Origin of the sequence: Marinomonas spartinae, from assembly GCF_016461715.1 — a bacterium.
Lineage (GTDB): Bacteria > Pseudomonadota > Gammaproteobacteria > Pseudomonadales > Marinomonadaceae > Marinomonas > Marinomonas spartinae_A.
On the sequence record NZ_JAEMUI010000010.1, the window covers coordinates 46,511 to 73,220 of the forward strand.

26 protein-coding genes and 1 riboswitch are annotated in these 26,710 nt (G+C 43.6%); of the genes, 9 read left to right on the forward strand and 17 right to left on the reverse strand.

Going from position 1 to position 26,710, the window contains the following annotated elements; translation table 11 throughout:
- Positions 1-7: 7 nt before the first annotated feature.
- A complete protein-coding gene (gene uvrD, locus JHD45_RS10760; RefSeq protein ID WP_199476524.1) occupies positions 8-2,221 on the reverse strand; it encodes a DNA helicase II in 2,214 nt (737 codons plus the stop codon).
- 186 nt (positions 2,222-2,407) lie between these two features.
- Between uvrD and JHD45_RS10765 the strand changes: the two genes are divergently transcribed.
- Positions 2,408-2,602, forward strand: coding sequence for a PA3496 family putative envelope integrity protein (locus JHD45_RS10765; RefSeq protein ID WP_199476525.1), 195 nt, complete (start codon positions 2,408-2,410; stop codon positions 2,600-2,602).
- 476 nt (positions 2,603-3,078) lie between these two features.
- On the forward strand, positions 3,079-4,275 hold the full coding sequence (locus tag JHD45_RS10770; protein WP_199476526.1) for an amino acid aminotransferase: 1,197 nt from the start codon (positions 3,079-3,081) through the stop codon (positions 4,273-4,275).
- Between the two features lie 54 nt (positions 4,276-4,329).
- Here JHD45_RS10770 and JHD45_RS10775 read toward each other — a convergent pair whose 3' ends face one another.
- Together JHD45_RS10775 and crcB are read right to left on the reverse strand one after the other, a co-directional pair.
- Complete coding sequence (locus JHD45_RS10775) at positions 4,330-4,647, reverse strand: DUF190 domain-containing protein (RefSeq protein ID WP_199476527.1); 318 nt, start codon at positions 4,645-4,647, stop codon at positions 4,330-4,332.
- A 54-nt stretch (positions 4,648-4,701) separates the two neighbouring features.
- A complete protein-coding gene (gene crcB, locus JHD45_RS10780; RefSeq protein WP_199476528.1) occupies positions 4,702-5,085 on the reverse strand; it encodes a fluoride efflux transporter CrcB in 384 nt (127 codons plus the stop codon).
- A gap of 84 nt (positions 5,086-5,169) precedes the next feature.
- A riboswitch (Fluoride riboswitch) is annotated at positions 5,170-5,241 on the reverse strand.
- Positions 5,242-5,355: 114 nt separating this feature from the next.
- On the opposite strand from crcB, the gene JHD45_RS10785 reads away from it, so the two are divergent.
- Both JHD45_RS10785 and eptA read left to right on the forward strand, forming a co-directional pair.
- The gene (locus JHD45_RS10785) at positions 5,356-5,982 is read left to right on the forward strand and encodes a DsbA family protein (RefSeq protein WP_199476529.1); all 627 of its coding nucleotides are present in this window, start codon (positions 5,356-5,358) and stop codon (positions 5,980-5,982) included.
- Between the two features lie 176 nt (positions 5,983-6,158).
- Positions 6,159-7,790 (forward strand): phosphoethanolamine--lipid A transferase EptA, encoded by a 1,632-nt coding sequence (gene eptA / locus JHD45_RS10790; protein WP_199476530.1) that lies wholly within the window; start codon positions 6,159-6,161, stop codon positions 7,788-7,790.
- 103 nt (positions 7,791-7,893) lie between these two features.
- On the opposite strand, the gene JHD45_RS10795 is transcribed toward eptA, so the two are convergent.
- Positions 7,894-9,123 (reverse strand): aminotransferase class V-fold PLP-dependent enzyme, encoded by a 1,230-nt coding sequence (locus JHD45_RS10795; protein ID WP_199476531.1) that lies wholly within the window; start codon positions 9,121-9,123, stop codon positions 7,894-7,896.
- A 150-nt stretch (positions 9,124-9,273) separates the two neighbouring features.
- Between JHD45_RS10795 and JHD45_RS10800 the strand changes: the two genes are divergently transcribed.
- Positions 9,274-9,747: an Lrp/AsnC family transcriptional regulator gene (locus JHD45_RS10800; protein ID WP_199476532.1), complete on the forward strand. Its 474-nt coding sequence runs from the start codon at positions 9,274-9,276 to the stop codon at positions 9,745-9,747.
- A gap of 157 nt (positions 9,748-9,904) precedes the next feature.
- On the opposite strand, the gene JHD45_RS10805 is transcribed toward JHD45_RS10800, so the two are convergent.
- Positions 9,905-11,689: a GntR family transcriptional regulator gene (locus JHD45_RS10805; RefSeq protein WP_199476533.1), complete on the reverse strand. Its 1,785-nt coding sequence runs from the start codon at positions 11,687-11,689 to the stop codon at positions 9,905-9,907.
- 184 nt (positions 11,690-11,873) lie between these two features.
- Between JHD45_RS10805 and JHD45_RS10810 the strand changes: the two genes are divergently transcribed.
- Together JHD45_RS10810 and JHD45_RS10815 are read left to right on the forward strand one after the other, a co-directional pair.
- Entirely contained in the window at positions 11,874-13,091 is a 1,218-nt protein-coding gene (locus JHD45_RS10810) for an aminotransferase class V-fold PLP-dependent enzyme (RefSeq protein WP_199476534.1), read from the forward strand.
- Positions 13,092-13,093: 2 nt separating this feature from the next.
- The gene (locus JHD45_RS10815) at positions 13,094-13,489 is read left to right on the forward strand and encodes a SufE family protein (RefSeq protein WP_199476535.1); all 396 of its coding nucleotides are present in this window, start codon (positions 13,094-13,096) and stop codon (positions 13,487-13,489) included.
- Positions 13,490-14,506: 1,017 nt separating this feature from the next.
- Here JHD45_RS10815 and JHD45_RS10820 read toward each other — a convergent pair.
- Positions 14,507-14,953, reverse strand: a complete 447-nt coding sequence (locus tag JHD45_RS10820; protein WP_199476536.1) for a hypothetical protein — start codon at positions 14,951-14,953, stop codon at positions 14,507-14,509.
- A gap of 272 nt (positions 14,954-15,225) precedes the next feature.
- A complete protein-coding gene (gene tcdA / locus JHD45_RS10825; RefSeq protein ID WP_199476537.1) occupies positions 15,226-16,005 on the reverse strand; it encodes a tRNA cyclic N6-threonylcarbamoyladenosine(37) synthase TcdA in 780 nt (259 codons plus the stop codon).
- A 116-nt stretch (positions 16,006-16,121) separates the two neighbouring features.
- On the opposite strand from tcdA, the gene JHD45_RS10830 reads away from it, so the two are divergent.
- The gene (locus JHD45_RS10830; RefSeq protein WP_199476538.1) at positions 16,122-16,862 is read left to right on the forward strand and encodes a TrmB family transcriptional regulator; all 741 of its coding nucleotides are present in this window, start codon (positions 16,122-16,124) and stop codon (positions 16,860-16,862) included.
- A gap of 102 nt (positions 16,863-16,964) precedes the next feature.
- Entirely contained in the window at positions 16,965-17,906 is a 942-nt protein-coding gene (locus JHD45_RS10835; RefSeq protein ID WP_199476539.1) for a hypothetical protein, read from the forward strand.
- Positions 17,907-18,453: 547 nt separating this feature from the next.
- Here JHD45_RS10835 and JHD45_RS10840 read toward each other — a convergent pair.
- The 10 genes from JHD45_RS10840 to JHD45_RS10885 form a co-directional block, all read right to left on the reverse strand.
- Positions 18,454-18,873, reverse strand: coding sequence for a F0F1 ATP synthase subunit epsilon (locus tag JHD45_RS10840; protein WP_199476540.1), 420 nt, complete (start codon positions 18,871-18,873; stop codon positions 18,454-18,456).
- A gap of 60 nt (positions 18,874-18,933) precedes the next feature.
- On the reverse strand, positions 18,934-20,310 hold the full coding sequence (gene atpD, locus JHD45_RS10845) for a F0F1 ATP synthase subunit beta (RefSeq protein WP_199476541.1): 1,377 nt from the start codon (positions 20,308-20,310) through the stop codon (positions 18,934-18,936).
- Positions 20,311-20,338: 28 nt separating this feature from the next.
- Positions 20,339-21,199 carry a F0F1 ATP synthase subunit gamma gene (gene atpG, locus JHD45_RS10850; RefSeq protein WP_199476542.1) on the reverse strand — a complete coding sequence of 287 codons (861 nt, stop codon included), beginning with the start codon at positions 21,197-21,199 and terminating at the stop codon, positions 20,339-20,341.
- 88 nt (positions 21,200-21,287) lie between these two features.
- Positions 21,288-22,832, reverse strand: coding sequence for a F0F1 ATP synthase subunit alpha (atpA, locus tag JHD45_RS10855; protein ID WP_199476543.1), 1,545 nt, complete (start codon positions 22,830-22,832; stop codon positions 21,288-21,290).
- A gap of 37 nt (positions 22,833-22,869) precedes the next feature.
- On the reverse strand, positions 22,870-23,406 hold the full coding sequence (locus JHD45_RS10860) for a F0F1 ATP synthase subunit delta (protein WP_199476544.1): 537 nt from the start codon (positions 23,404-23,406) through the stop codon (positions 22,870-22,872).
- Positions 23,407-23,417: 11 nt separating this feature from the next.
- Positions 23,418-23,888, reverse strand: coding sequence for a F0F1 ATP synthase subunit B (locus tag JHD45_RS10865; protein ID WP_199476545.1), 471 nt, complete (start codon positions 23,886-23,888; stop codon positions 23,418-23,420).
- 43 nt (positions 23,889-23,931) lie between these two features.
- On the reverse strand, positions 23,932-24,165 hold the full coding sequence (gene atpE / locus JHD45_RS10870) for a F0F1 ATP synthase subunit C (RefSeq protein ID WP_067011741.1): 234 nt from the start codon (positions 24,163-24,165) through the stop codon (positions 23,932-23,934).
- 46 nt (positions 24,166-24,211) lie between these two features.
- Positions 24,212-25,081 (reverse strand): F0F1 ATP synthase subunit A, encoded by an 870-nt coding sequence (gene atpB / locus JHD45_RS10875; protein WP_199476546.1) that lies wholly within the window; start codon positions 25,079-25,081, stop codon positions 24,212-24,214.
- Positions 25,082-25,113: 32 nt separating this feature from the next.
- A complete protein-coding gene (locus JHD45_RS10880; RefSeq protein ID WP_199476547.1) occupies positions 25,114-25,482 on the reverse strand; it encodes an ATP synthase subunit I in 369 nt (122 codons plus the stop codon).
- Positions 25,483-25,783: 301 nt separating this feature from the next.
- Positions 25,784-26,668: a ParB/RepB/Spo0J family partition protein gene (locus JHD45_RS10885; protein WP_199476548.1), complete on the reverse strand. Its 885-nt coding sequence runs from the start codon at positions 26,666-26,668 to the stop codon at positions 25,784-25,786.
- Positions 26,669-26,710 lie beyond the last annotated feature (42 nt).

A 26,710-nucleotide genomic window follows, 5' to 3' on the forward strand; every position in this document is an offset into this window, starting at 1 on the left:
GAGTGCATTATAAGACCTCCAATTTCGCAAAGGACAACACCAACCATTTACTGCCTTCATCATCAAAATTAACCTGCACACGGGCTTGTGGCCCTTGTCCTTCATAGTTAATTACTAAGCCTTCACCAAACACAGGATGCTTAACACGATCCCCCATGCTGACGTTCACTTCTGGCGCTTTAAAATTATTCAAAACCGTACTGTTTTGCAAACGGGCTTTTTCCGTTTGATAATCGGGTCGCTGCATGGAGACGGGACGACTCACTTGTGAGCGAAGGCGAACTTCTTCCAAACACTGTGGTGGGATCTCTTTGATAAAACGCGACGGACTATTAAAAGATTCGCTACCAAACAAACGACGGGATTCCGCGTAGGTAATGTAGAGTTTCTTCATGGCACGGGTGATGCCCACGTAGCAAAGGCGTCGCTCTTCCTCAAGACGTCCAGGCTCTTCAAACGACATTTTGCTGGGAAATAAGTTTTCCTCCACGCCCGTTAGAAACACCAATGGGAATTCCAGTCCTTTCGCAGAGTGCAGTGTCATCAACTGAACCGCATCTTGGTACTCATCCGCTTGCGCATCACCAGCATCCAATACCGCTTGATCAAGGAAAGCCATCAATGGCGAGCTAAAGGCTTCGTCTTCGGGGTTCCAACTAAACCCTCCGGCAGCACCAATCAACTCTTTTAAGTTCTCGACTCGCGCCTCGCCCTTCTCTCCTTTCTCTTTTTCATGGAAAGGAATCAGGCCGGCATCGTTAATAATTTGCTCAAAGATGTCACCTAAGCTTAAATCCGGTTGTTGAACGGTGGTCATCAGATCATCAATGATTTGTTGGAAGCCTTTAATGGCGTTGGTCGCTCTTGCCGGCATGATGGATTGATCAACAATAAGTTGAGCCGCTTGCCACATGGAGCAGCCTTGATCCCGTGCCATTTCCCGCAGTGTACTGATACTGCGCTCGCCAATACCGCGAGGCGGCACATTAATCACCCGCTCCATGGCACCATCGTCATTTGGATCCAGCGCCAATCGGGCGTAAGCCAAGGCATTTTTAATCTCTAAACGGTCATAGAATCTGTGCCCACCATAAATTCGATAAGCAATCTGTTCCCTAACTAAGCATTCCTCAATCACCCGAGACTGGGCATTAGAACGATATAGAATCGCCATCTCTTTCAACCCGGCGCCTTCATCACGCCACTTTTTGATAATACCGATAATAAACCGAGCCTCGTCCTGCTCGTTAAATCCCGCGTAGAGGGAAATCGGCTCACCATCACCACTGTCTGTCCAGAGTTCTTTACCTAAACGATCATCGTTGTTTTTAATCAAACCATTAGCCGCATTCAGTATGTGGCCAGTGGAACGATAGTTTTGCTCTAAGCGAATGGTTTGAACGTCCTTAAAGTGCTTAGTGAAGTTATGAATGTTTTCAATTTTCGCTCCACGCCAACCATAGATAGACTGGTCATCATCCCCCACGGCGGTAATTGTCCCTTGATCGCCCACCATAACGCGTAGCCAAGCATATTGAATGGTATTGGTGTCTTGAAACTCGTCCACCAACACATGACGAAAACGCTCTTGATAATGGCGCAACAAAGGCGGATTAGTGAGCATCAGCTCGTGAGCACGCAATAGCAACTCACCAAAGTCCAACATGCCCAAACGTTCACAGGCCTCCTCATAATGGTAATACAGCTCTCGCATACCTTTAGAGAAAGGGTCGTGACTATCAGGCACATGGGCAGCACGTCGGCCTTCATCTTTTTGCCCATTGATAAACCAACACACCTGTTTAGGCGGCCAGCGCGTATCATCGATATTCATCTCTCGCATAATACGTTTTACCAAGCGTAGCTGGTCATCGCTGTCCATAATCTGGAAGTTTTCTTTGAGACCCGCATCACGCCAATGGGCGCGCAACAGACGATGGGCCAGACCGTGAAACGTCCCCACCCACATACCTTGGGGAGGAACGCCCACCAGCTCTTCAATTCGCCCTTGCATCTCACGCGCGGCTTTGTTGGTAAACGTCACCGCCATAATACTGTAGGGCGACAGTTGGTAAGCATGCATCAACCAAGCGATACGATGCACCAAGACGCGTGTTTTGCCGGACCCCGCTCCCGCTAGCACAAGGCTATTTTGCAATGGCGCAGCCACTGCATCACGCTGTTTATCATTTAACGAGTCGAGGATAAAAGAAACATCCATTGCATTCCGCCGTATTAATTTAATGTGTTTGTCATAAAAACGCGTTAAAAAGAGGTTGATTTTTGATCGATATGCGTTTTTTATAAACCTGAAACAAGTTGTCTGTCTATTTTGACTTTTTTCATCCATTGATGACAGTGATCAATCACATTGAGTGTCATCGAGATTAGCCAGAAGGGTATAACAATGAGTAATTTTTCTGAAACCTTGACTGAAGTAAAAACCGACATTCTTCATGCTTCGATCAGTTTGGAGAATGAAAAAAAAGAACGCAACCAAAAGGAAGACAGCATTCGCATGCTCAAAGCACGCCGGGCTATCGAGAAACACCTTGAGGAAAAACGTTTACACCACGCCATCTCAAATGGCTGGGATGAATAATACACTCAGAAACAAAGACACGCGCTTATATACCGACTATACAAGCGTATAAGAGTAAAAAACGATTTTAATTAGGCGCTAACCGCCTTAAGTGTTGTTGTGCGCCTTTTTAACGACTCTACTAGGTCTACACATGGAACATGGCAGTCTTTTGTCCAACAAAAAGTCTCTTCTCATTAACATAAATCAACATAAGTCCCCTACTTTCTATAGGGCCATTCCGTGTCTTCTTATAGCGGTTACTTCCTCGTTGGAGTACCATATGCAACTGAATTATGATCTTTTTCTAATCACTACATAATAAGAGACCTTTGAACGAAGACAGGAGTCAAGCCAAGACACGGCAAAAATAGATCAAAATGATAAGGTTACCGTTTATAAATCAGTACTTTATGTCTATTTTTTACTATATATTGGTAAAACCAGCCGTCGCGCAAACGTCTCAATAAGTAAAATAACCCTTTTGGGGAGTCACTATGTTTGAACACATCCAAGCTGCGCCATCCGATCCTATTCTCGGCCTGAATGACGCTTTCCGCAACGATCCAAACCCCAAGAAAATCAATTTAGGCGTCGGTGTATACAAGGACGAACAAGGCACAACACCTATTTTAAAATCCGTTAAACAAGCCGAAGAACGCTTGTTAAACCAAGAAACCAGCAAGAGCTATCTTAGCATCGAAGGGTCACAAGCTTACCGAGAGGCTGTACAAACGCTTTTATTTGGTGGGGACAGTCAGATCATCAGTAAACAACTGGCCCAAACGGTTCAAACCCCTGGTGGTACTGGTGCACTAAGGGTAGCTGCCGAGTTTGTACGTAAACATCTACCCGACGCAACCATCTGGGTCAGTAACCCAACTTGGGCAAATCACCAAGCGGTTTTTCAATCCGTTAACTTAGAAGTAGGTAGCTACGCTTATTACGATGTGGATACCAAGTCCTTAGACTTTGAATCCATGCTCGCCAGTTTATCCCAAGTACCCGCTGGCGATGTGGTTCTCTTTCATGCTTGCTGCCATAACCCGACAGGCATCGACCCCACTCCAGAGCAGTGGTATCAATTAGCGAAGCTGTGTAGCAAACAAGGCTTTTTGCCGTTATTCGATTTTGCTTACCAGGGCTTTGGGGCAGGTCTTGAAGAAGATGCGCAGGGGTTGCGTACTTTCTTAAATTACGTACCGGAAATGCTGATTGCCAATTCCTTCTCAAAAAACTTCGGTTTGTACAATGAACGAGTCGGCGCCTTGACCATTGTGAGTGATAATGCAGATCAAGCACTGGCCGCTTTTACACAAATTAAACGTGCTGTTCGTACTAACTACTCCAACCCACCCTCTCACGGTTCAGCCATTGTTGCCGAGATTTTAAATTCGAAAGAACTACGTAGCTTGTGGGAAATGGAGCTCAAAAGTATGCGTTCTCGTATCCACGAAATGCGCAGCTTATTTGTGAATACACTGCGAGCGAAAGGCGTTGATCAAGACTTCTCCTTTATCTCCAAACAAAACGGCATGTTCTCGTTTTCTGGCTTGAACCCAGAACAAGTGTCGCGTCTACGCAAAGAGTTTTCTATCTACATTGTGGGATCTGGTCGCATCAACGTGGCTGGTATGACTCATGAAAATATGGAGCCTCTTTGCGAGGCCATTGCAGAAATTCTTAAAAGCTAATTAAGCTTAAAGGCAAGTAAAACCACCATAATGGTGGTTTTACTTGCCTCATTGCTATGACTCTCCTAAAAATCCAAACTCAACAGGACTTTGAGCATAAAAAATGGAGACACCTTCTTCTTTAACTTTATTGAATAGCTTCTCCGCCTCTTCTTCCGTGACGATCATTGACACTTCTACGGGCTGATCACTTAATTCAAAGAAATGGCTCGAATGGATCTTTCCTTTATGTCCAATACCTTCAGAACCAATAATGCTTGTCCCTCCTCTTAGTCCAAGCTCTTTAGCCTGATTCAGTATCCATTCAGACACCAATTGTCCTTTATGATGACGACTTTGCTGTGTAAAAAATGTAATCTGATACCCTTTCATAATGAATTACCTTTAACCATCAATTGATAAAAATACTTGTGATTGGCCAGATAGCTATATTGATCGTAGCCAAAACATGGTAGCAATTCCTAAAAGGGTCATAACCAAACATCCTATGACATGAATAGCAATTGCACCGCAAGCCCATAATATTCGCCCCTCTTGAAACAAGGTTATAACCTCCGCAGAGAAAGTCGAAAAGGTAGTAAGAGCCCCTAGAAAGCCTGTAATAATCAAGAGTCGCCACTCTGGTGGAAGCGATGTCTGCTGACCAAAAAAAGTAATAGCAAGACCAATTAGGTACCCACCAACTAAATTTGCGATCAACGTCCCGGGTGGTAACGTGGGGAAAAGAGAATTAAATTGATTACCTAAAAACCAGCGCAATAGCGCACCACAAGAGGCACCTATACATACCGATAAAATAGAAAAAAACATAGAACTGAGACTCTAATTTAATGTAAAAATAACGAGCCTAGATTAAGAAATTGCAGACATATCTACGTCTCCTGTCTCCAGGTTCGATGCGTAGACATCATTAGCTTTGAATGACTTCAAAGCGGTTAGAGGAGGAATGTCATCTCCTTTTCTTTAAATTAACAAATTTTTTAAAACTCTACAAGCATTCGTTAAGAGCACTATCCAGCACAGCAACAGGCTGGTAACCTTGAATGCTTTCTTTGTCACTTAGCGAAATGGGATTAATAAATGACGGCCACTTTACTTTACTGTTATGACCCTATGTGTAGCTGGTGTTGGGGGTTTCGTCCGACGTGGAACAGACTACAAAAAGCCTTACAACCACTGATCGATGAGAAGAAACTGACCATCCAACCCATGTTAGGTGGGTTAGCAGCTGACTCAGATAACCCCATGTCTGAGGAAATGAAGACCAAATTGGAAAATACATGGCAACGAATCCAAACCGACTTAGGCACCGACTTTAACTTTGACTTTTGGCGAGTCAACCAACCACGTCGCTCAACTTATCCCGCATGCCGAGCCTGTCTGGTTGCAAGGGATGCCGGATCGGAAGATGAAATGTACCATGCTATTCAACAAGCCTATTACCTTCAGGCGAAAAATCCATCCAATATAGAGACGTTGGTTGAGTGTGCGGAGCACATCGGCTTAAAAGCGGAAGGTTTTCTGAAAGCCATGGACCATATCAAGTCAGAAGGTCTATTAGAAAAAGAAATCGACCAAGCAAGACAACTTGGCTTAAACTCCTTCCCTTCATTAGCCGTTTTAAAAGGCGATCAACTCACCTCCATCCCTTTGGATTATCAAGACCCTCTAACCATGTTAACGGCTATTAAAAAAGCGCTGTCATAGCGCTTTTTTACCACAGAGAACGACATTCTCTTCTATCCGCAATGTGTCTTATTCCTTACTTTAAAAACATTTTATATACGCAATTGATAAAAAACGCATAAAATAAGCAGATTATTATTTTATAGCACCGTTGACGCACTCAATGTCAGCAGGTTAATAGGAAAACACTCTGCCCTATGAAGAGCCCCCACAAAGATTTGCCTCGTTCTACCATCAGCCTAAGCGCTTATATCAAGAATGGTTTTAGAACAAAGCGCAGCACCTCAAGTTTTATTATTATAGCGGCCTTGTTAAATGCCATTCTTTATAACTGGCCCCTGCTGTCTTTTTCCATCAACAACCTTGATGGTTTGACACTCAATAGCCTACATACCATCTTCACGGTATTTGTCGTTATTTATTTGGAAACTGCGCTCGCTCTTTATCTGCTGTTTTTGATATCAAGACGACTTGGAAAAACCCTTTGCGTGATACTGGCGTTAGCCAACTCATTAGCCGTGTATTTTGTCGTGACCTATAACGTCATTTTAGGCACCTCCATGATGGGCAATGTGTTTAATACCAAGTTTTCTGAAGCGTCTCCCTTTTTAAGCGGCAAGATGTTCATCTATTTTGTGGTATTGGGCATGATTCCTGCTTGGCTCATCATTCGAACATCGGTGCTAAAAACCTCTCGATTACGCTTATTTCTCCACCTTATCCTTACCATCGTTATCAGTGTCACTTGGGTTTGGTTTTCGGGTAGTACATGGCTGTGGGTGGACAAACATGCCAAACAACTGGGTGGCATAACCATGCCCTGGTCTTATGTGGGAAACTCTATTCGTTTTCAAATCCAAAAAGACGAAGAGAATGTCGAACAAACACCACTCCCCAATGCTACCTTCCGTTCGAATAAAAAAACGGTCGTCGTGCTAGTGATTGGCGAGTCCGCACGGGCAGAAGATTTTTCCCTATACGGTTATAAAAGACCAACGAACCCGTTACTCAGTAATTCAGACGTTATTACCCTAAAAAATGCGACCTCTTGTGCGACCTATACCACCGCTTCAGTGAAATGTATCCTGTCGTACACCAACACAAGTAACCTCTTTGGAAAGAACTTCGAGCCTTTGCCCAGTTACTTACAACGGCAAGGCATCGATGTGTTTTGGCGCAGTCACAACTGGGGCGAGCCACCACTGAAAATAGCCAGTTATATAAACGCCAAAGACTTAGAAAAAAACTGTGAAGGCGATGAATGTGATTACGATGGTGTCCTGTTAAGTCATTTAGCCGAGCAAATCAAAGCATCGAAAAAGCAAAAGATCTTTGTTGTTTTACACCAAAGCGGCAGCCACGGACCCACTTATTACCTCAAATACCCAAAAGCATTTGAAGTGTTTAAACCGGTCTGCCGTTCCGTTGAACTGAGCAATTGTACTCATCAAGAATTGGTCAACGCTTACGATAATACTATCTTATACAACGACCATTTTTTGGATCAATTACGAACCATTTTGAAGGGTCTTAATACCGCGAGTGCGTTTCTTTATGTGTCTGATCATGGGGAGTCGCTAGGAGAAGATGGTGTCTATTTGCATGGCACCCCTTACTCCATTGCGCCGAAGCAACAATATACCATTCCTTTCTTGGTTTGGATGTCACAGGACTTTATCAAGCAGCAGCATATTTCTGTCAATAAGCTAAAAGCCAGAGCAAAAACAACTCAAGACAATGTCTTTCATAGTGTGATGGGGGCATTTGATATGAGAAGCCCTATTTATAATAAAGACTTAGATATATTTGCTAAGGCAAAAACACCCTAGTTTAGCCAACAACTAGCCCCCTTAGTTCAGCAACACCACCAGACAAGTCAGGCTTGTCTGGTGAGTGGATAAGCAGAGACGTTTTTCCCGTTGCTTTCCCCTTTTAAAGAGCCTGTTCAAGGGCTTGAATCACTTTCTCCACTTCATCCGCCTGGGTGTAGTGAACAAATGATAAGCGTACTACACCTGTATTTGGATCCACCTTCATCGCTTCTAACAAACGCACCGCATAGAAGTGCCCAGCACCGCAAATAATGCCTTGATCAACCAATTTCTGGGCTAGCGCTTGAGGTGTTTGACCAACGGGAATAACCGACACAGTAGCGGCTCTTTTATCAGGGTCGAGCGGCCCTACCAACGCCAGCTTTGGATGTAGTGATACATAACTAAGCAAACGGGCCAATAGAGCGTGCTCGTGAGCGTGTAGTAAGTCTCTTACCCGCTGAGCTTTTTCTGAAAGGGTGCCCGTTGTCGAAAAATGATGATCATGAAGTGCTTCAAAATAGTCTACAACACCTCGGCTAGCCGCCACTTGAGCATGATCTGGTCCCGCTGGTACAAACCATTTATTTTTCAAGGCTGAGTTAAAATAATGGCCTTGATTCCCTAGCTTTTCGGCCATCTCAGAGCGGATTACCATGGCGCCAAGATGGGGCCCAAAAGTTTTATAAAGAGAGAACAAATAAATATCGGCGCCCAACGCGCTAACATCAGGCAGGCCATGACCCGCATAGGACACTCCATCGACGACCGTCCAAACTCCCGCTTCTCTGGCTTGGTCGCAAATGGCTTTGACCGGATTAATATGAGCGACCACATTAGAGCAATGGGTAAAGGCTAACAGCTTCGTCCGCTCCGACAATAAATCAGGCAAATCGGCTATATCCAATAACCCTGTGTCTGGGTTCACTTGCCATTCTTTAATCACCAAGCCATGGGCCTCTAGCCTGTGCCATACGCCGATGTTCGCTTCATGATCTTGGTTGGTGACAATGATTTCATCCCCTTCGCCCAATATCTTAGCGAACGCTTGAGCCAACACATAAGTATTTTGTGACGTCGAAGGCCCTAAGTGCAATTCATCAGTTGCCACGTTGAGAAACGACGCTAAACGCTGATAAGCCTCATCCATTTGTGCGCCCGCTTTTTGCGACGCAGGATGCAGGTGATAGGGCTGTAATTTGGTCTGACGATAATATTGATTAAGGTGATCAATTACAGCTTGGCAAGCATAGGAGCCACCAGCATTGTCAAAGAATGCCTGCCCAGCCAATGAAGACTCTTGAAATGCAGGAAACTGAGCGCGAACAAATTCCAAATCTAACGACGGCATATCACTTCTCTCCATATAAAACGCTTAACTTACCCTTAAAAAAGCAAGTAACCAGACTCAGAGTATAAAGAATAAGCCACACAAGTTGTTTGCTATTTAACCAAAACTTTCCTAATGTAATACAAGATTTTTGTGTGAATACAATAAAATATGAAAGAAATTATCTTAGATCGAACAGACTACAACATAATCAAAGCATTGGAACAAAATGGCCGTATCAGCAATACACAACTTGCTCAAACCATTAATTTATCGCAATCACAATGCTTAAGACGACTACGTCAATTAGAAGAAATGGACATTATTAGCGGTTACCAAGCCCATATAAACTACCAAAAATTGGGCTATAGTGTGATGGCTTGGACACTCGTCACCGTCAGTAAAGAAGAGCCGAATGCCCGGGACGATGTCATGGAATTTTTACAGCAGCAAAACGCTGCCATTGGTGTATACGGCGTCACGGGCGATGTGGACTTAATGGTAGAAATTTGCGCGAAAGACATGACCCAATTCACTGATTTAGTGGTGAAGCAAATCTATGCCCATGCCAATGTAATCAGTACCAAATCTTATATTCGCTTAGACACAGCCAAACAAAACAGCAGCCCTCTAGGACGCCCTTAAAGCCGATAAATGGTTAGAGACCTTTGCACGATGTCACGAGCGACGCCAAGACGCGGCAAAAACAGACCAGAAAGCGGAGTTTATCGCGATAAATGAGCATTTTGAGTCTGTTTTTAACAAAGTATTGGCAAGCGCAGTAGTCGTGCAAAAGTCTCGGTTAGCCAAAGTCATGGTTAATCAGATCTAACATGGGGTTATACAATGGGTCTTTCGACGCATCTCGGCGTACTTTTTGCGGCGTTTTTTCGGTATTCCCTTCTTGGTCATCGGTTAGAATGGCTGGTGCCTTTTCCGTCTGCTCGTGGTTCGTAGAGATTTCGTCTGTCACCAACTCAACCCCCGTTTCTTCCATCATTGCTTCCAAAAGCTCTTCTGACTCAACAGGCGCTAGCGGTTCAACATCGGGAGAGTCGCTTTCAGCACTGTCTGATTCAATGGTATTTGATTCCAAGATATCTGAGTCAACTTCTGCTTGATGATCTATTACGGCTTCTTCGTCCTTTTCTTCTAGAGCAGAATCATCGACTAGGACATTTGTTTGTTTTTTAACCGATTCTTCGACAGTCGTTTCTTCACTTATCTCCTTATCAAGAGACGTCACTGTCTTAAGAGATAAACGTTCGGCGAGTTTTTTTGCTAAGGGCTCAACATCATCCAAGGTGGTATTAATGGCTAACCAATGATTGGCATCCGGCTCATGACTCACTAACTCACCCGGTACAATGGCATGACGAAAGCTTGCCAATAAAGCCGTCATATCATCTTGACCCAGCGGTGTCTCCAAACGTAGCCACAGCCCCATGCCCCCTTTACTGGGCGCAAAACAGGCTTGATCATTTAGATGGGTCTCAAGATGCGCCTTAATTCGTTCTGAATTCGCCCAAACTTGTCGTGCTCGACGTCGTAACGAACGTTTACCCGTGGATTCTAAAGCATCACTCAGCGCCTGTTGCTGAACATTACTTAACGCCATATCTGCCGATAAAAATCCCCCTTCCAGCAGAGTGCTATGGCGACCTGGCAGGCACCAACTGGCGGATCGATCCACCCCTTTGGTTTCTACCCCTCCGATGTAGACAATGTGGTCCGATGAATCGAGGGATTTATACGTCATAACCGATCCCGCACGGTGGGCCAAATGAGAACACAAATCCCACTCAATGGTGGGTAATTGCAGTTCATCAATAATGGCTAACCATCGACGCAAACTTAAATTGCTGATGCTTTGCCCTGCAGGAAAGGCAAACTGACCAGGCAGTACCAATAACTTGATGGCTTCTTCTTTAAAACAGCGAATAACAAGATCCAAATCGACACCCCGCTCTCCCGACGCAATGCTGATCACCTTGCGGCCCAAGCTTTGCAACGTAGAAGGAAGGCGCGGGTCACAGGGTGTGATCACCAATACAACATCCTCTCGCTGTGTTAACGACAACACCGCATTCGAGAACATCGCCAAAGGGGAGCGACCTAGCCATAATTGTGAAGCATGGCTTTTGATACCCAATCCATTAAGATGATCACTTACCGCCTCTCTTACCGCTAGGTGACCTTTACCCAATACCGGAAAATCCACCTCTTCCGTACGAGTGTTAGGGGCTAAAAACTCATCACTTTGATCGACCAAAGCTCCACGATGGGCCAGACAAGACCAAGCCATTTTGGCGCCAAGATTATCCAGCTTTCGCAGCGCCTCTCCAGGCATTAATAAGGCCGGTTTCGCTTCACTTCGATGACAAACAAAATACCCTGATTTCGGCCGTGACTCGATCCAACCATCCTCAGCTAATAACTCATAGCCATGGATAATGGTATTCAAACTCAGTTTTAATTGCTTCGATAACACTCGCAAAGAGGGCATACGGTCACCAGGTGATAGAGCATCCTGCGACATTTGATCTAAAAACCAATCCACTACCCCTTTATATAAAAAATCCGCCACCGCTTTGTACCTTCTCTGTGTATTTGTTTATCATCTGTTATCAAAGAGTAAGCGGGATTGAGAAAAAGGCAAGCAAAACGGCATTTTTTCTAAGCGAGTAAGGCGTTATTATTAGGTTTGAAACATTTAAGCAAAGTGGGTGTATCACCCTTTACGATAACGAACAACAAACAGTAGATCCTCTATGGCTTTTGACCCCCATTCCCTGCGTCAAGACTTTCCTATTTTGTCACAACAGGCTTATGACCACCCACTGGTGTATCTTGATAACGCAGCGACCACACAAAAACCATTAAGCGTGCTGGATGCCATTCAGGATTACTATCGCTCTTTTAATGCGAACGTCCATCGGGGAGCGCATTATTTAAGTGACAAAGCCACCACGCGTTTTGAACAAGCGCGTGATACCGTCGCGGACTTTATAAATGCGCCAGAGCAAAGCCACATCATCTGGAGTAAAGGCACCACAGAAGCCATCAATATGGTGGCCTACGGTCTTGAACATCTGCTCGAAAAAGGCGATGAAATTCTTATTACCAGCTTAGAACACCACGCAAACCTCGTCCCTTGGCAGCAATTGGCCTTTCGTACAGGGGCTCGTTTACGAGTTTTACCCTTAACATCCGAAGGCGAATGGGAAGACGAATACGCAAGTTATTTTACCGATCGCACACGTATTTTTGCGGCCACTCAAGTGTCTAATGCCATCGGTGTTCACACCCCCTTGCAAGCAATGTTAACGCAAGCTAAACAGCACAACGCCTTTACCTTGGTTGATGGCGCTCAAGCCGTGGCACATTATCCTATCGATGTACAAGCACTAGACTGCGACTTCTATGTGTTCTCAGGTCACAAAATGTATGGGCCAACCGGCATTGGGGTGTTATACGGAAAAGCCCACGCCCTAGAGGTATTAATTCCCTATCAAACGGGTGGGGAAATGGTGCAACATGTGACCTATCAATCAACACAATTCAATACACTCCCTTATCGATTGGAAGCCGGAACCCCTCACATTGAAGGTGCCATAGGACTGGCCGCCGCTTGTAAGTTTCTCACTCAACAAGATCGCCATGCCTTACTTGCTTGGGAGCAATCTCTGGCTCATCACGTTTACACTCGCCTTCATAAAGAAAGCCAAGTAGCTATTTATTCTCCAGAAACACACACGACTCTAGTCTCGTTAAGTGTGCCCAATATCCATACTTTAGATTTAAATGCCTACCTAGATAGCCAAGGTATCGCCGTGCGTGCAGGCAGCCACTGCGCCCACCCGCTGATGGCACAATTAGGAGTGGCAGGAACGTTACGCGCCTCCTTTGCCTGTTATAATACCCTAGAAGAAGCTGACCGCTTCTGTGATGTTCTCCTAGAAGCCATAGACTTACTAACTGATGAATAGCAATGACTGACTTACCTCTCTACAACAGCATAAAACAGCAGCTGCGAGCCTGCCGCAGTAAAGAAGAAACCTTCAAAGCCTTGGTCGCCTTGAGTAAACGTTTAACCCGCTTAACCGCTGAAGAGAAAACCGAAGAGAATAGAGTAAAAGGCTGCGAAAGTGCCGTCTGGCTGATTATTGATAACAAGGATGATACCTCCTCTATCAAAGCAGACAGCGACACCAAACTTATGCGCGGCGTACTGGTAGCGATACTGAGTTTAGTACAAGGAAAAACGAAGACGGAAAGGCAAAAAATGGATTTGAAAGCTGAACTGGAATCACTGAATTTAGGTAGCTATCTTACTCAATCAAGAGCGAATGGGATATTAGCGATAATAGAAAAAATCAAGAAATGAGCGCCATCCTAGCGCTATCACGTAAAATGATATACCTTCCGATAGTGTTTTTTTCTCCACTTCAATGCCCCAAGGACAATCACCAGACCGATAGGAAAGCACCCAAAGGATCCTACTATCATCAGGTACATGCCCAATAGTTTTTTTGAGGTATAAAGAAGAGCTGCACCAATAAAGGCTACGAACAGCAGCAACAGCATGATCCAAGCAATCACATTAGGCACCATATAATATGGTGCCAACGAAGCTAAAAAAGCATACCCAGTTATCAGTGAATTTAGACATAGACCCATCCAAACGATCCACATAACCTTCCTCCATAATGCTCAGTTAACTAATAAACGAAAAACTGAATGTCATTATGAAAACAATAATACAGCGGTGGATAGAAGGCATGACAATAATAATTGTAACTTTTTGTTAATGAATATTTAAAAATAAACTCCTAACGGGTCTAAAATAACTTTTTATTATAAACAAGAAGCCAATTTTTTATATTATTTTTTACTATATATAATCTACATCTTGAGACGGCCTGCTAAAAACTCAATAAAAACAGTTTAACATCGCTAGTATCGCCACAATAAAATTCTCTCTTTAAAAATAGTAAGCAATTGAAAATAAAGGGGAAATAAAAATTTCTTAATGTTTTTTGCTCTCGCTAAGGGGGACATAGTGACTGTAACAGCTGTATATTGATTACTTTACAAACAATGGAGCCAATTAAAGATGAAGTCACATCTGATTCAAACTCATATGAAATAAGCGGATATTTTGAAAAATAGTATGAATAGGAGAAAATTGAATAGAATTAAGACTATTTGTGCAAAAAATAAGAATGTAGTAAAAAGTAAACAATCTTTTTTCTTTTCATGTAAAAGATAGTGAATATTATCAATTAAATAGAGAGTTTTTAACAAAAGTATAACAATCCATTAGCAAACAGAAGACAGCCCAGGCACCTATAAAACCTTTTCGTCTTCCTAAAACACAATCTGTTAGAAAACTAAAATATCCTTAGTCCACATCAATCACAACAGAAGACATATAGCGCTCAAATTCGGCTCTTATAGTGTCCTCACCTGCGGGAGTTAACCAGAAGCGAACAATAACAAGCTGTCTTTCTTTACCATCAATAGAGTAGTTCACGACCCAAGCTCGTTTCTGCTCTTCAATGCGCACCACACTGTCATAAGGTATCGATTTTTCCGCCACCATTTTGGAGGGTTTAATCGTAAAAAGATCATCCTTAAACACAACATAGGGCGTGTTTTGCCAATATTTCGCCGTCATATAACGAGATACCAACAAAAATAGCACTGGCAGCAATACAAAGTAATTATTCATGTAAGCGCACACTGCTAGCAAAGGAATACAAGACATCAACGCATAACGAAGGATTCGAAATGAGATATTCGCGCCTCGTTCGCCGTAAATAATCGTCTCTTTGTGATCTGCATTCATTGAATCTACCACCTTATTTCCTCTTTTTTATAGTGCTTAAAAAATTCTCTTAATGTTCAACGTCAAATAGCCCAGCTCTTTGGCAGTCATCTAAAAAGGCTTCTTTGAGAAAATTCATCTCTGAATATAAGAACTTTAAAGCTTTGTATCGCAGTGTTGTGAGTAAGCCACCGACAAGCTTATCCGAGAAAGCAATTTGCATTTTTTACAAATTGCTTCCTTTGGGTAACTCACCAGCCACCACTATTTGCCGTTTAACAGTAAGCCCTCTATCAATTCGCCTTCTGCGCCAGTTTTTCCAACACCCGACTGACAGCCACAAAACCAAAAGTGGCTGTGACAACCGTGCTAGCACCAAAGCCCGTATCGCAGTTCATTTTGGTTTCGCTATCGCCTTTTTGACGTTGCTCGCACACAGTACCATCCAGCTGCGGGTATTTCAGTTGCTCCAATGAATACACACATTCAATATCAAAGCGACGCTTAAGATTACGTGAGAAGTTATAGTGGCGACGTAGAAAGTTACGCAGCTTGGCCGCCAGCGGGTCTTGCTCGGTGCGGGATAAATCGGCAATACGAATTTGCGTTGGATCAGTTTGACCACCAGCTCCACCCACTGTAATGATCTTGTGCTTATTACGTTTACACCAAGCGATAAGTGCTGCTTTAGGCTTTAAACTATCAATAGCATCCACAATATAGTCAAACTTCTCGGACAGTAGCTCAGGGATGTTGTCAGGCGTGATAAAGTCTTCAATGCAGGTTACTTGGCATTCAGGGTTAATCAGTTTTATACGCTCTTCCATAGCATCCACTTTAGGCTTGCCTATATTGCCATCGAGGGCATGGATTTGACGATTGGTATTGGTAACACACACATCGTCCATATCGATCAGCGTAATATGACCAATGCCAGAGCGAGCCAGAGCTTCTGCTGCCCAGGAACCCACCCCACCAATACCGATAACACACACCTTCGCCTTAGCAAAGACGTCGTAAGCGGCATCGCCATACAAACGGCGAATGCCACCAAACCGTTGATCGTTTGACAATTTTCTCTCCTCGCAGGTAGAACGTCCTGCGCTTTTTCTTTCAATACGTGTATTCTGTTACTCGATATGATGTCTTCACACTAACAACCATTCAACATTGACCAACTGTAAGCGATATGATCGAGCAAAACCTTGAACAACTAGGCCTAACACCAAGAGAATCTCTACTGTACCAAACCCTATTAAAACTGGGCCCCTCTTCTATCCGCGATATTGCCGAACACAGCGGTATTAACCGAGGTACCGCCTACGAATCCCTTAAGCAATTACAAAGCAAAGGAGTCGTCAGTTATTTCCCTAAAGGGAAAAGGCGCTTTTTTACGGCGGAAGATCCAGAGATTTTACTCAGCCTTGCGGAAGATCGGCGTCATCGTTTAGATAAAACCATTGAAACCCTCAAAACCACCATCATTCCTAACTTACATCAGCAACAGCCTGAATATCATCACACTAACGTACGCTATTATGAAGGGGACGATGGCATCGAATGGGTATTGCGCGATATTCTAAACGTCGTGTCGCAACAAGACCACAAAGAATATTGTGTGTTTTCCTCCAAACCGATTCGACCTTACTTATATCGCCCTTTTCCTAACTATACAAAACAGCGAGTGAAACTGGGTATCAATGTAAAAGTGATTGCCCTAGGAGAAGGGGGAGAAGAGGCGGAACTATCACAACGAAAATGGATAAAAACCGAAGGCTCCGTGGATGCCAGCTACATTGCGATCTATCCACCAAAATGTGCCATCATCTCTCTTGTCAGCAAGAACTTTCCATCGGCCGTAGTTTTAGAATCCAAAGACATCGCCAGCGCCCAACAAATTATCTTTGATACCCTTTGGAAGATGCTCTAGGTATCTGGTCAGTTACACTCTTTTACATAAAGGTGATTTTCCGCTACCATCAGACAATCAAAAACACTTACTCTAGGGACCTTTCTGAAAAAGGATTTTTTTATGTTATCGCCAAGTGAACGAAGAGCTGCCTACCCACAAGCCCTATCCAGCCAACAGGCTCAAAGACTGCAATCCACCATGCTTCGAAATAAATATGAGCTATATATTATTTCATTATATGAAATGGATAAAATCATTGAGTCCGCCATGAAATCAGGCAAAAAAATTTCCGAAGACCTTTGGAAAAAAGTTAAATGGGTTGCTGAAAAATCAGCAAACTACTACGCCACTAGTGAAGACATAATCACTGTCACTAAAATTGTTGGGGAACTTGGTGGAATAGCGGCTAAAGTACAAATTAGAAACTATAAAGGTAAACCTCATATTATATTTAAGGGCAATCCTGAACTTCGAAAAACCTTATCTAAAAGGGTCTATAAACTAAAAGACGCGAGGATAGTAAAACTTGGTTTAGGGCGCGCTCCTTTAATAAATGGTATTAAAGAAGGAGGGATACTAACGATTTATCTCGTTACCGCTTATAGAGTCTTAGACTACTTTCTGACAGATAATATGACATTAACACAGTTAGTCGGCACACTTGCAACAGATATTGTGAAAATTGGTATAGCAACTGGGTTATCAATTGGAGCAGCTATGTATGCAACAGGTGCAGTATTATTTTCAAGTTTTGCAATAGGACCGTTGATTGCAGTAATTATTGTTGGAGCAGCTACGTCTTATTTTTTGGATAAATTTGACTCTGATTTTCACATTACAAAGCAAGTAATAGAGGCAATTGATAATACAGTAAAATCAATACATAAAAACACTAACAACTTAAAAAGAAACGTTAGTAGAGCAATAGAAAGTGAAAAAAGAGATGCGCTCAATTTCATCAATAGAAATTTTAATCACATAATATATCAAGGTGAAAAGATTTTATTTCGAGAAATAACAAAAAGAATAGACAATATTTTCTCCATGTATCCAAAACTTTGATAGTGATTACATATTATGAATTCAGAATTTAAAAAAAATATTATATATAAATTTTTTGGCCCTCTCTGTTTTTTATTATTAGGAGTAGTATCATTATTTTTCTTTATCCAAAGTATATGTAGTTTATTCACTACAGGAAACAATGATTTTGTTTTAGTAAATCAAGGATCTTACTATATGTTTGGGGTATCTATTTTTTCGTTGTTCTTTTCATTGAGTGAACTATGGCATCAATGGATTGTAAAGGGACCTATTAATGGTATCTGGATAAAAATAGTACCTAAAGTCATTATATTAAGCCTTATAATAACTCTTTTATTACCACATATTATTTATTACTTTGCAGATCATTATCTAGTCAATCATGGTTACCAAGTTTGTGAGGCCGCATCGAGAAGTTGGCTTTATATCCATAAAATCGTTTATGTTCATCCACCCCAAGCATGCTATAAGACACTTGTCTTCCCTTAGGAAGAAGCATAAAAAAAGATATAAAAAAAGCAGCCATTCGGCTGCTTTTTTGATTTCAGATTCCAGCACGTGCCTTTTATTTATGACGGAACTGCTGGATAGTACGCAAGCGCGCGACGGCTTCTGCCAATTCCGCTGTTGCACGAGAATAATCGACGTCTGGTTTTTGGTTCGCTAAAAGCTCTTGCGCATGTTGCTTCGCTTTTAGTGCCGCTTCCTCGTCAAGATCTCTTGCACGAATAGCTGTGTTAGCCAAAACGGTAATGCTGTGTGGTTGAACTTCTAAGAAGCCACCAGACACGAAGATAAACTCTTCATCACCATTTTCTTTAACCACATGAACAGGACCTGGTTGCAACGTTGTCAGCAATGGAGAATGCCCTGGCATAATGCCTAAGCCACCATAGCTGCCTGCAGCCGAAAGAGACTTAACGGCTCCGCTAAAGATCTCTTGCTCAGCGCTTACGATATCGCAGTGTACTGCTGTGATAGCCATAAGTTGCCTCTCTTAGTCAGGCTCAGTAAGAACGCAGTGCGTCCTTACTATGCGTGATGGTTAAAGTTTTTTAGCTTTCTCGACGGCTTCGTCGATGCTACCAATCATGTAGAACGCTTGTTCTGGCAAGTCATCAAACTCACCCTCTAGAATGCCTTTGAAACCACGGATTGTGTCTTTCAAAGAAACATATTTACCTGGTGCGCCGGTAAAGACTTCTGCAACGAAGAAAGGTTGAGACAAGAAGCGTTGGATTTTACGAGAACGGTTAACCGTTTGCTTATCTTCTTCAGATAACTCGTCCATACCCAAGATCGCGATGATGTCTTTCAATTCTTTATAACGTTGCAATACCATCTGTACGCCACGTGCTACGTCGTAGTGCTCTTGACCGATAACTAATGGGTCAAGCTGACGAGACGTACTGTCTAGAGGATCGATCGCAGGGTAGATACCCAAAGAAGCGATGTCACGAGACAATACAACCGTTGCGTCCAAGTGAGAGAAGGTTGTTGCTGGCGATGGGTCAGTCAAGTCATCCGCAGGGACGTATACCGCTTGAACAGAGGTAATAGACCCTGTCTTAGTAGAGGTGATACGTTCTTGAAGAACACCCATTTCTTCCGCAAGCGTCGGCTGATAACCTACCGCTGATGGCATACGACCTAGCAATGCAGATACTTCGGTACCAGCAAGCGTATAACGGTAGATGTTATCGACGAAGAAAAGTACGTCACGACCTTCATCACGGAATTTTTCCGCCATGGTCAAGCCTGTCAAAGCAACACGTAGACGGTTACCTGGTGGCTCGTTCATTTGGCCGTATACGAGAGATACTTTATCGATTACGTTCGAGTCAGTCATCTCATGGTAGAAGTCGTTACCCTCACGAGTACGCTCACCAACACCGGCGAATACAGAGTAACCACTGTGCTCGATGGCGATGTTACGGATAAGCTCCATCATGTTTACGGTTTTACCTACACCGGCACCACCGAACAGACCAACTTTACCACCTTTCGCGAATGGACAGACAAGATCGATTACCTTGATACCTGTTTCCAACAATTCGCTGCTAGCAGACTGCTCGTCGTAAGAAGGCGCTTGACGGTGAATAGACCAACGCTCTTCTTCACCGATAGGGCCTTTTTCATCAATTGGATTACCTAGAACGTCCATAATACGTCCTAGTGTTTTGGTACCTACAGGGACCGATACTGGGTGACCAGTGTTATCCACTGTCAAACCACGTTTCATACCATCTGTAGAGCCCATGGCGATGGTACGAACAACACCGTCGCCTAGTTGCTGTTGAACTTCTAACACCAACTCTTTCCCCTCGATAGTGAGGGCGTCGTATACTTTTGGCACATTGTCACGTGGGAATTCCACGTCGATGACCGCACCGATAATCTGTACGATTTGTCCGCTACTCATGTTCGGATCCTCTTAATACCTAAATACCTTAAACCGCTGCCGCGCCGCCAACTATCTCAGAAATTTCCTGAGTAATCGCTGCTTGACGAGCCTTGTTGTACACCAACTGCAATTCATCAATGATATCGCCTGCGTTGTCGGTTGCGTTTTTCATGGCAATCATTCGAGCGGCCTGTTCACACGCAATGTTTTCAACAACCGCTTGATATACCTGAGACTCTATGTAACGAACCAATAACTCGTTCAAAATATCAACGGCTTCCGGCTCATAAATGTAATCCCAATGGTGCTTTAACTCTGTATTCTCTTCTGGTTGCAATGGCAAAAGTTGATCAACCTTGGGTTTCTGAGTCATGGTATTCACGAACTCATTAGAAACCACATACAAACGGTCAAGACGACCTTCGTCAAATGCATCTAGCATTACTTTTACACTACCAACTAGATCGTCAGCTTTAGGTGTATCACCTAACCCTGTAAAAGCGGCTGCTACGTTTCCGCCGTAGTTACGGAAGAATGAAACCGCTTTAGAACCAATTGCACAGATATCAACCTGAACACCGGAATCAGAAAACTGCTTCATTTCTTTTAGTGCGGCTTTGAACACGTTAACGTTCAAACCACCACATAAACCACGATCAGAAGAGACTACGATATAACCAACACGCTTCGCCTCACGCTCGATAAGGTAACGGTGTTTATACTCAGGATTCGCGTTGGCCAAATGACCAACGACTTGGCGAATTCGTTCCGCATACGGACGAGAAGCGGCCATACGATCCTGAGCTTTACGCGTCTTACTGGCGGCTACTTTTTCCATAGCACGAGTAATTTTACGCGTATTGTTAATGCTCGAAATCTGAGTACGTATCTCTTTTCCGACTGCCATAATAGAACTGCCCTTGTGAGAATGTTATTTCACAAACTGCAAAGTAACATTGGTGATGGACTAAGCGAAGAGCCTATCACCAAGCTTATTACCAAGTTTGTGTCGCTTTAAACTTCTCGATTGCCGCTTTAAATGTCGCTTCAATCTCGCCGTTAAAATTGCCTGTTTTGTTGATGTCAGCCATTAGTTCAGCATGTTCGCTGTTCATGTAGCTAATCAACGCACTTTCAAAACTCGCAATCTTGCTTGTTTCAACATCCACAAGGTAGCCATCATTGGCAGCGTAAAGGACAATACCCATATCCGCTACAGGCATAGGAGAGAACTGCTTTTGCTTCATCAGTTCAGTAACCTGTTTACCATGTTCTAGCTGCTTACGAGTTGCTTCGTCTAAGTCAGATGCGAACTGAGCAAACGCTGCCAATTCACGGTACTGAGCTAAGGCCAGACGAATACCACCGCCTAGTTTCTTAACGATCTTAGTCTGTGCTGCACCACCAACACGAGAAACGGAAATACCCGCGTTCATCGCTGGACGAATACCCGCATTAAACAAGTTCGTTTCCAAGAAAATCTGACCATCTGTGATGGAGATTACGTTGGTTGGTACGAAAGCAGATACGTCACCACCTTGTGTTTCAATGATAGGCAATGCCGTCAAAGAACCCGTCTTACCTTTTACTTCACCGTTGGTGAATTTTTCAACGTAATCAACGCTAACACGAGATGCACGTTCTAGAAGACGAGAGTGGAGGTAGAATACGTCACCAGGGTACGCTTCACGACCTGGTGGACGACGAAGTAGTAACGAAATCTGACGGTAAGCCCAAGCTTGTTTTGTCAAATCATCGTATACGATCAATGCGTCTTCACCGCGATCACGGAAGTATTCACCCATAGTACAACCTGTGTACGGTGCTAAATACAACATTGCTGCAGGATCAGAAGCTCCCGCCACAACTACCGTGGTGTATGCCATTGCGCCTGCTTCTTCAAGCTTACGAACAACGTTAGCGATAGTCGATTGTTTTTGACCAATCGCAACGTACACACACTTAATGCCGCTGTCTTTTTGCGCGATGATGGTGTCGATTGCCAGTGCTGTTTTACCCACTTGGCGGTCACCGATGATCAACTCACGCTGACCACGACCAACCGGAACCATGGAGTCAACCGCCTTGTAACCTGTTTGGATAGGCTGATCAACACCTTGACGAGCGATAACGCCTGGCGCGACTTTTTCGACTTTATCTGTCATTTTTGCATTGAGCGCACCTTTGCCGTCGATTGGGCTACCCAACGCGTCAACAACACGACCAAGCAATTCAGGACCCACTGGAACTTCCAGAATACGACCTGTACATTTTACTTTTTGACCTTCTACAAGGTCTTGGTATTGACCCAGTACTACCGCACCTACAGAGTCACGCTCTAGGTTCAAGGCCATACCGAAAATACCACCAGGGAATTCGATCATTTCCCCGTACATAACATCTGCCAAACCGTGAATCAGAACGATACCGTCTGCCACGCTGACAATTGTGCCCTCATTTTGGGCATCTGAAGAGACATCAAGGTTCTCGATGCGCTTCTTGATAATCTCGCTGATCTCAGATGGATTCAGTTGCTGCATGCTACATTCCTCAACCCTGGTTTCAATTTAAGAAACACTAGGAGTTTATCGCCTCGGCCAGTTTCGTCAATTTACCACGAACTGAGCCGTCGATGATTAAGTCACTGGTACGGATAACCACGCCACCAATCAGGCTTGCGTCTGTTTCGTTAGTTAAGTTGATCTTACGATCCAACTTCTTCGCTAACGAATCGGCTAATGTTTGTGCTTGTTCTGCTGACAACTCAAAAGCAGACGTCAACTTAACATCGACGGCTTTTTCATAATTCAGTTTGAACTGTTGAAATAACTCAGAAATCGCAGGTAACAAGAGTAAACGCTTGTTTTCTGCAAGGTTAAGCAAAAATGCTTTACCTTGTTCAGTGGTTATTTCTTCACAAACCTGTGCCAGAGCGCTCGCTTTCTCTTGCGCACTAAAAGCAGGGTTTCCAAGTGCTGTTTTAAGCTTCGGTTGTTTTGTAACAGTAGCTAATATGCTCAGCATATTAGCCCATTCTGTAACATGACCTTGCTCACGAGCGACTTCAAAAGCTGCTTTGGCGTATGGCCGCGCGACGGTTTTAAGTTCAGCCATTAGATCCTCGCTTAAAGCTCTTTGGCGAGCTGTTCAACGATCTCGCTGTGTGCTTTTTCGTCAATAGTGGCGCCTAAAATTTTCTCGGCACCGGCAAAAGCAAGAGCAGAAACTTGTGCACGCAATGCTTCTTTGGCACGCACAACATCTTGCTCTATTTCAGCCTGAGCCGCTTCGCGAAGACGCTTGCCATCAGCAATTGCTTGCTCTTTCGACTCATCGATCAATTGGTTAGCACGTTTGTTAGCTTGTTCGATAATCTGGGCGGCATGTTCCTTGCTTTCACGTAACGTTTGAGCGGCTTTTTCTTCAGCCAACTCTAACTCACGTGCTGCTTGGTTTGCTGCTTCAAAACTATCCGCAATCTTTTTCTTACGCTCTTCGAGCGCTTGCATTATAGGTGGCCATACATATTTCATGCAGAAGGCGATAAAAATCACAAAAGCGATTGCTTGGCCTATAATGGTTGCATTGATATTCATGCCTGTACCTCGTATGTTTGTCCGCTAATGGGGGATTAAAATCTTAACCAGCCACGGCGAACAGAACGTACATAGCCAAGCCGACTGCGATCATAGGAACCGCGTCAACCAAACTCATTACGATGAAGAACTGTGTACGCAATAAAGGAATTAATTCTGGCTGACGAGCAGCCCCTTCCAAATATTTACCACCTAGAATACCGATACCAATTGCCGCACCTAGAGCACCTAGGCCTAACATTAGAGCACCAGCAATAAACAACAACGATTGTTCCATTTTTCTCTCCTATAAACTCAACGTAAAGTACAAATAAAAACCTAAATTAGTGATGTTTCTGATGAGCCATATCCAAGTAAACAATGGTCAACATCATGAAGACATAAGCTTGCAATGCAATAATTAAAATGTGGAAAATAGCCCAGCCAATCTGTAACAGGCCGCTAAGAGGACCAAGGATCCATCCAGCACCGAACATGATTGCAAGCAAGATAAAGATCATTTCGCCAGCATAGATGTTACCAAATAGACGTAATGACAATGAAACAGGTTTGGAGATCAGTGATACCAATTCCAATACCAAGTTAATTGGGAATAACCATTTAGGGAACGGCTGGAACGCTAACTCACCTAAGAACCCGCCCAATCCTTTTACTTTGATGCCGTAAAAGACCATTAAAGCAAATACAACCAGTGCCATAGCAGACGTCGCATTGGGATCCGTTGTCGGAACCGCTTTAAAGAAAACATGGTGAGGATCCGCACCAAATACGTGTTCGCCAACGAACACCGCAATTTGAGGTATTAAATCAACCATCACATCGTCTACAAGGTTCATCAGAAAAACCCAGACAAAAATGGTCAATGCAAGAGGAGCAACAAGAGGGTTACGGCCAGTAAAGGAGCTACGAACGTTCTCATCGACAAATTCGACAATCCATTCAGCAAAATTGACTAAGCCAGAAGGCACGCCAGATGTTGCTTTCTTCGCAGCACGACGGAAAAACCACATCATCAATACGCCAAGAAGAACAGACATCCCAATGGTATCAACATTGATTGCCCAAAATCCCATATTGGCAGCTTCCTGAGCAGTGTGAGCAAAGCCCCAAGAGCCATCAGCATGCTGCCCAAAAGTCAGGTTCTGTAAGTGATGTTTGATGTAACCTGAAGAACTAATTGTTTCACTCGCCATTTACTAAACCTCAAATTCTTCTAAGCAATTGTTCAATTTTTATGTAAAAAAAATAACACAGCTTGTGTTATTACAAAGCTCGCCAATAAAGTAAAGGCTGTTAGTTTCAACAGCCCGAATCCTAATGCAAACATGGCGAGGGTCCAACACCACCTCTCAATCATGCAGCGGTATACTTTATTTAAATCTTTTCTTGGATCCGATTTGTCTGCTTTTGCAGCGCGAATAAGATGCCATTTCTGCAACAGCGCATTTCCTATGGCAATTGAGCCGCCAAAAATCGCCGCCAGCGCGTTTTCTGTCCCTTGCACCCCATAAAACAATGCGGCCAATACGGCTAAGACTAATACCTGAGTAACCAGTAGCTTATTGATAAGCGTCGTATTTAATCTTCTATCCATCAGGCTTTAGCACCATTCGCAGTGAGTCGTTGCAATTGCACCATGATGAGACAAACATGCGCCATTATAGTTCGATAACCAATAGGGTCAATCTTTAATTATTGCTTACACTAACCTTACATTTGTACCAAAGCGTTAAGACATATGAATTCATGTCACAAACATTAAGGATAAGTAAATGCACAATTAAAATCCGACGCATTATATGGGTAATACAAACGATGATCAACTTAAACCGCTGTCAAAAAACACTCACTGATTAAGAAGTTCTGGCAATCTTGCGGACGATAATCGGGCCAATTTATTTTTTCGAGAACAGTTCACTTATCAATAACTCAAGGTGTTCAGGGTTACGATATTCGATCACCACCTTACCTTTTCCTTTTGCTGAAGGCTGAATTTTGACGGAAGCATTGATTTTTTGGCTAATTCTTTCTGCTTCAGCACTCAAGTCAGGAAGCTCAGGAGCGGCGTTATCTTCTTTAATAGGCGATTGATAATTTTTGACTAAGCGTTCGGTTTCACGCACTGATAAGGACTTTGTAACAACTTGTGAAGCGGCTTGAATTTGTTTGTCTTGCTCTAGAGGCAATAACGCTCTAGCGTGCCCCATTTCAATATCGCCATGCTCTAATAAGCGACGAACTTCTGGCGACAAACCAAGTAAGCGGAGTAAATTGGCGACCGTAGAGCGTGATTTGCCCACTGTATCAGCTACTTCTTGTTGAGTCAGATGAAAGTCTTCAATCAAACGTTGCAACGCTAACGCCTCTTCAACAGGGTTGAGGTCTTCACGTTGGATGTTCTCAATGAGGGCAAGCACCACGGCATCGGAATCTTCTACATGACGAATAATAACCGGGACTTGAGTTAACTCAGCTAATTTGGCAGCACGCCAGCGACGTTCACCAGCGATAATTTCATACTGGTTAGTACCGTTGGGGCGTACCACAATAGGCTGCATAATGCCTTGGTTACGAATTGATATTGCCAATTCATCCAAGTGTGCAGGGTTCATATCACGACGAGGTTGGAATTTGCCCTTAGAAAGCCATTCAACCGGTAAATAAGTCAGGCCTTTGATGGCTTCGCTGTGCTCAGATAACTCAACACTATCGGTCGGCGCTTTTTGTGGTGCCAGTAAAGCGTCCAGACCACGACCTAAGCCTCTTTTTTTCATCGTCATGTTTTAACCCTAATTGAAATCAGATCTTACTTGTCTTTGCGC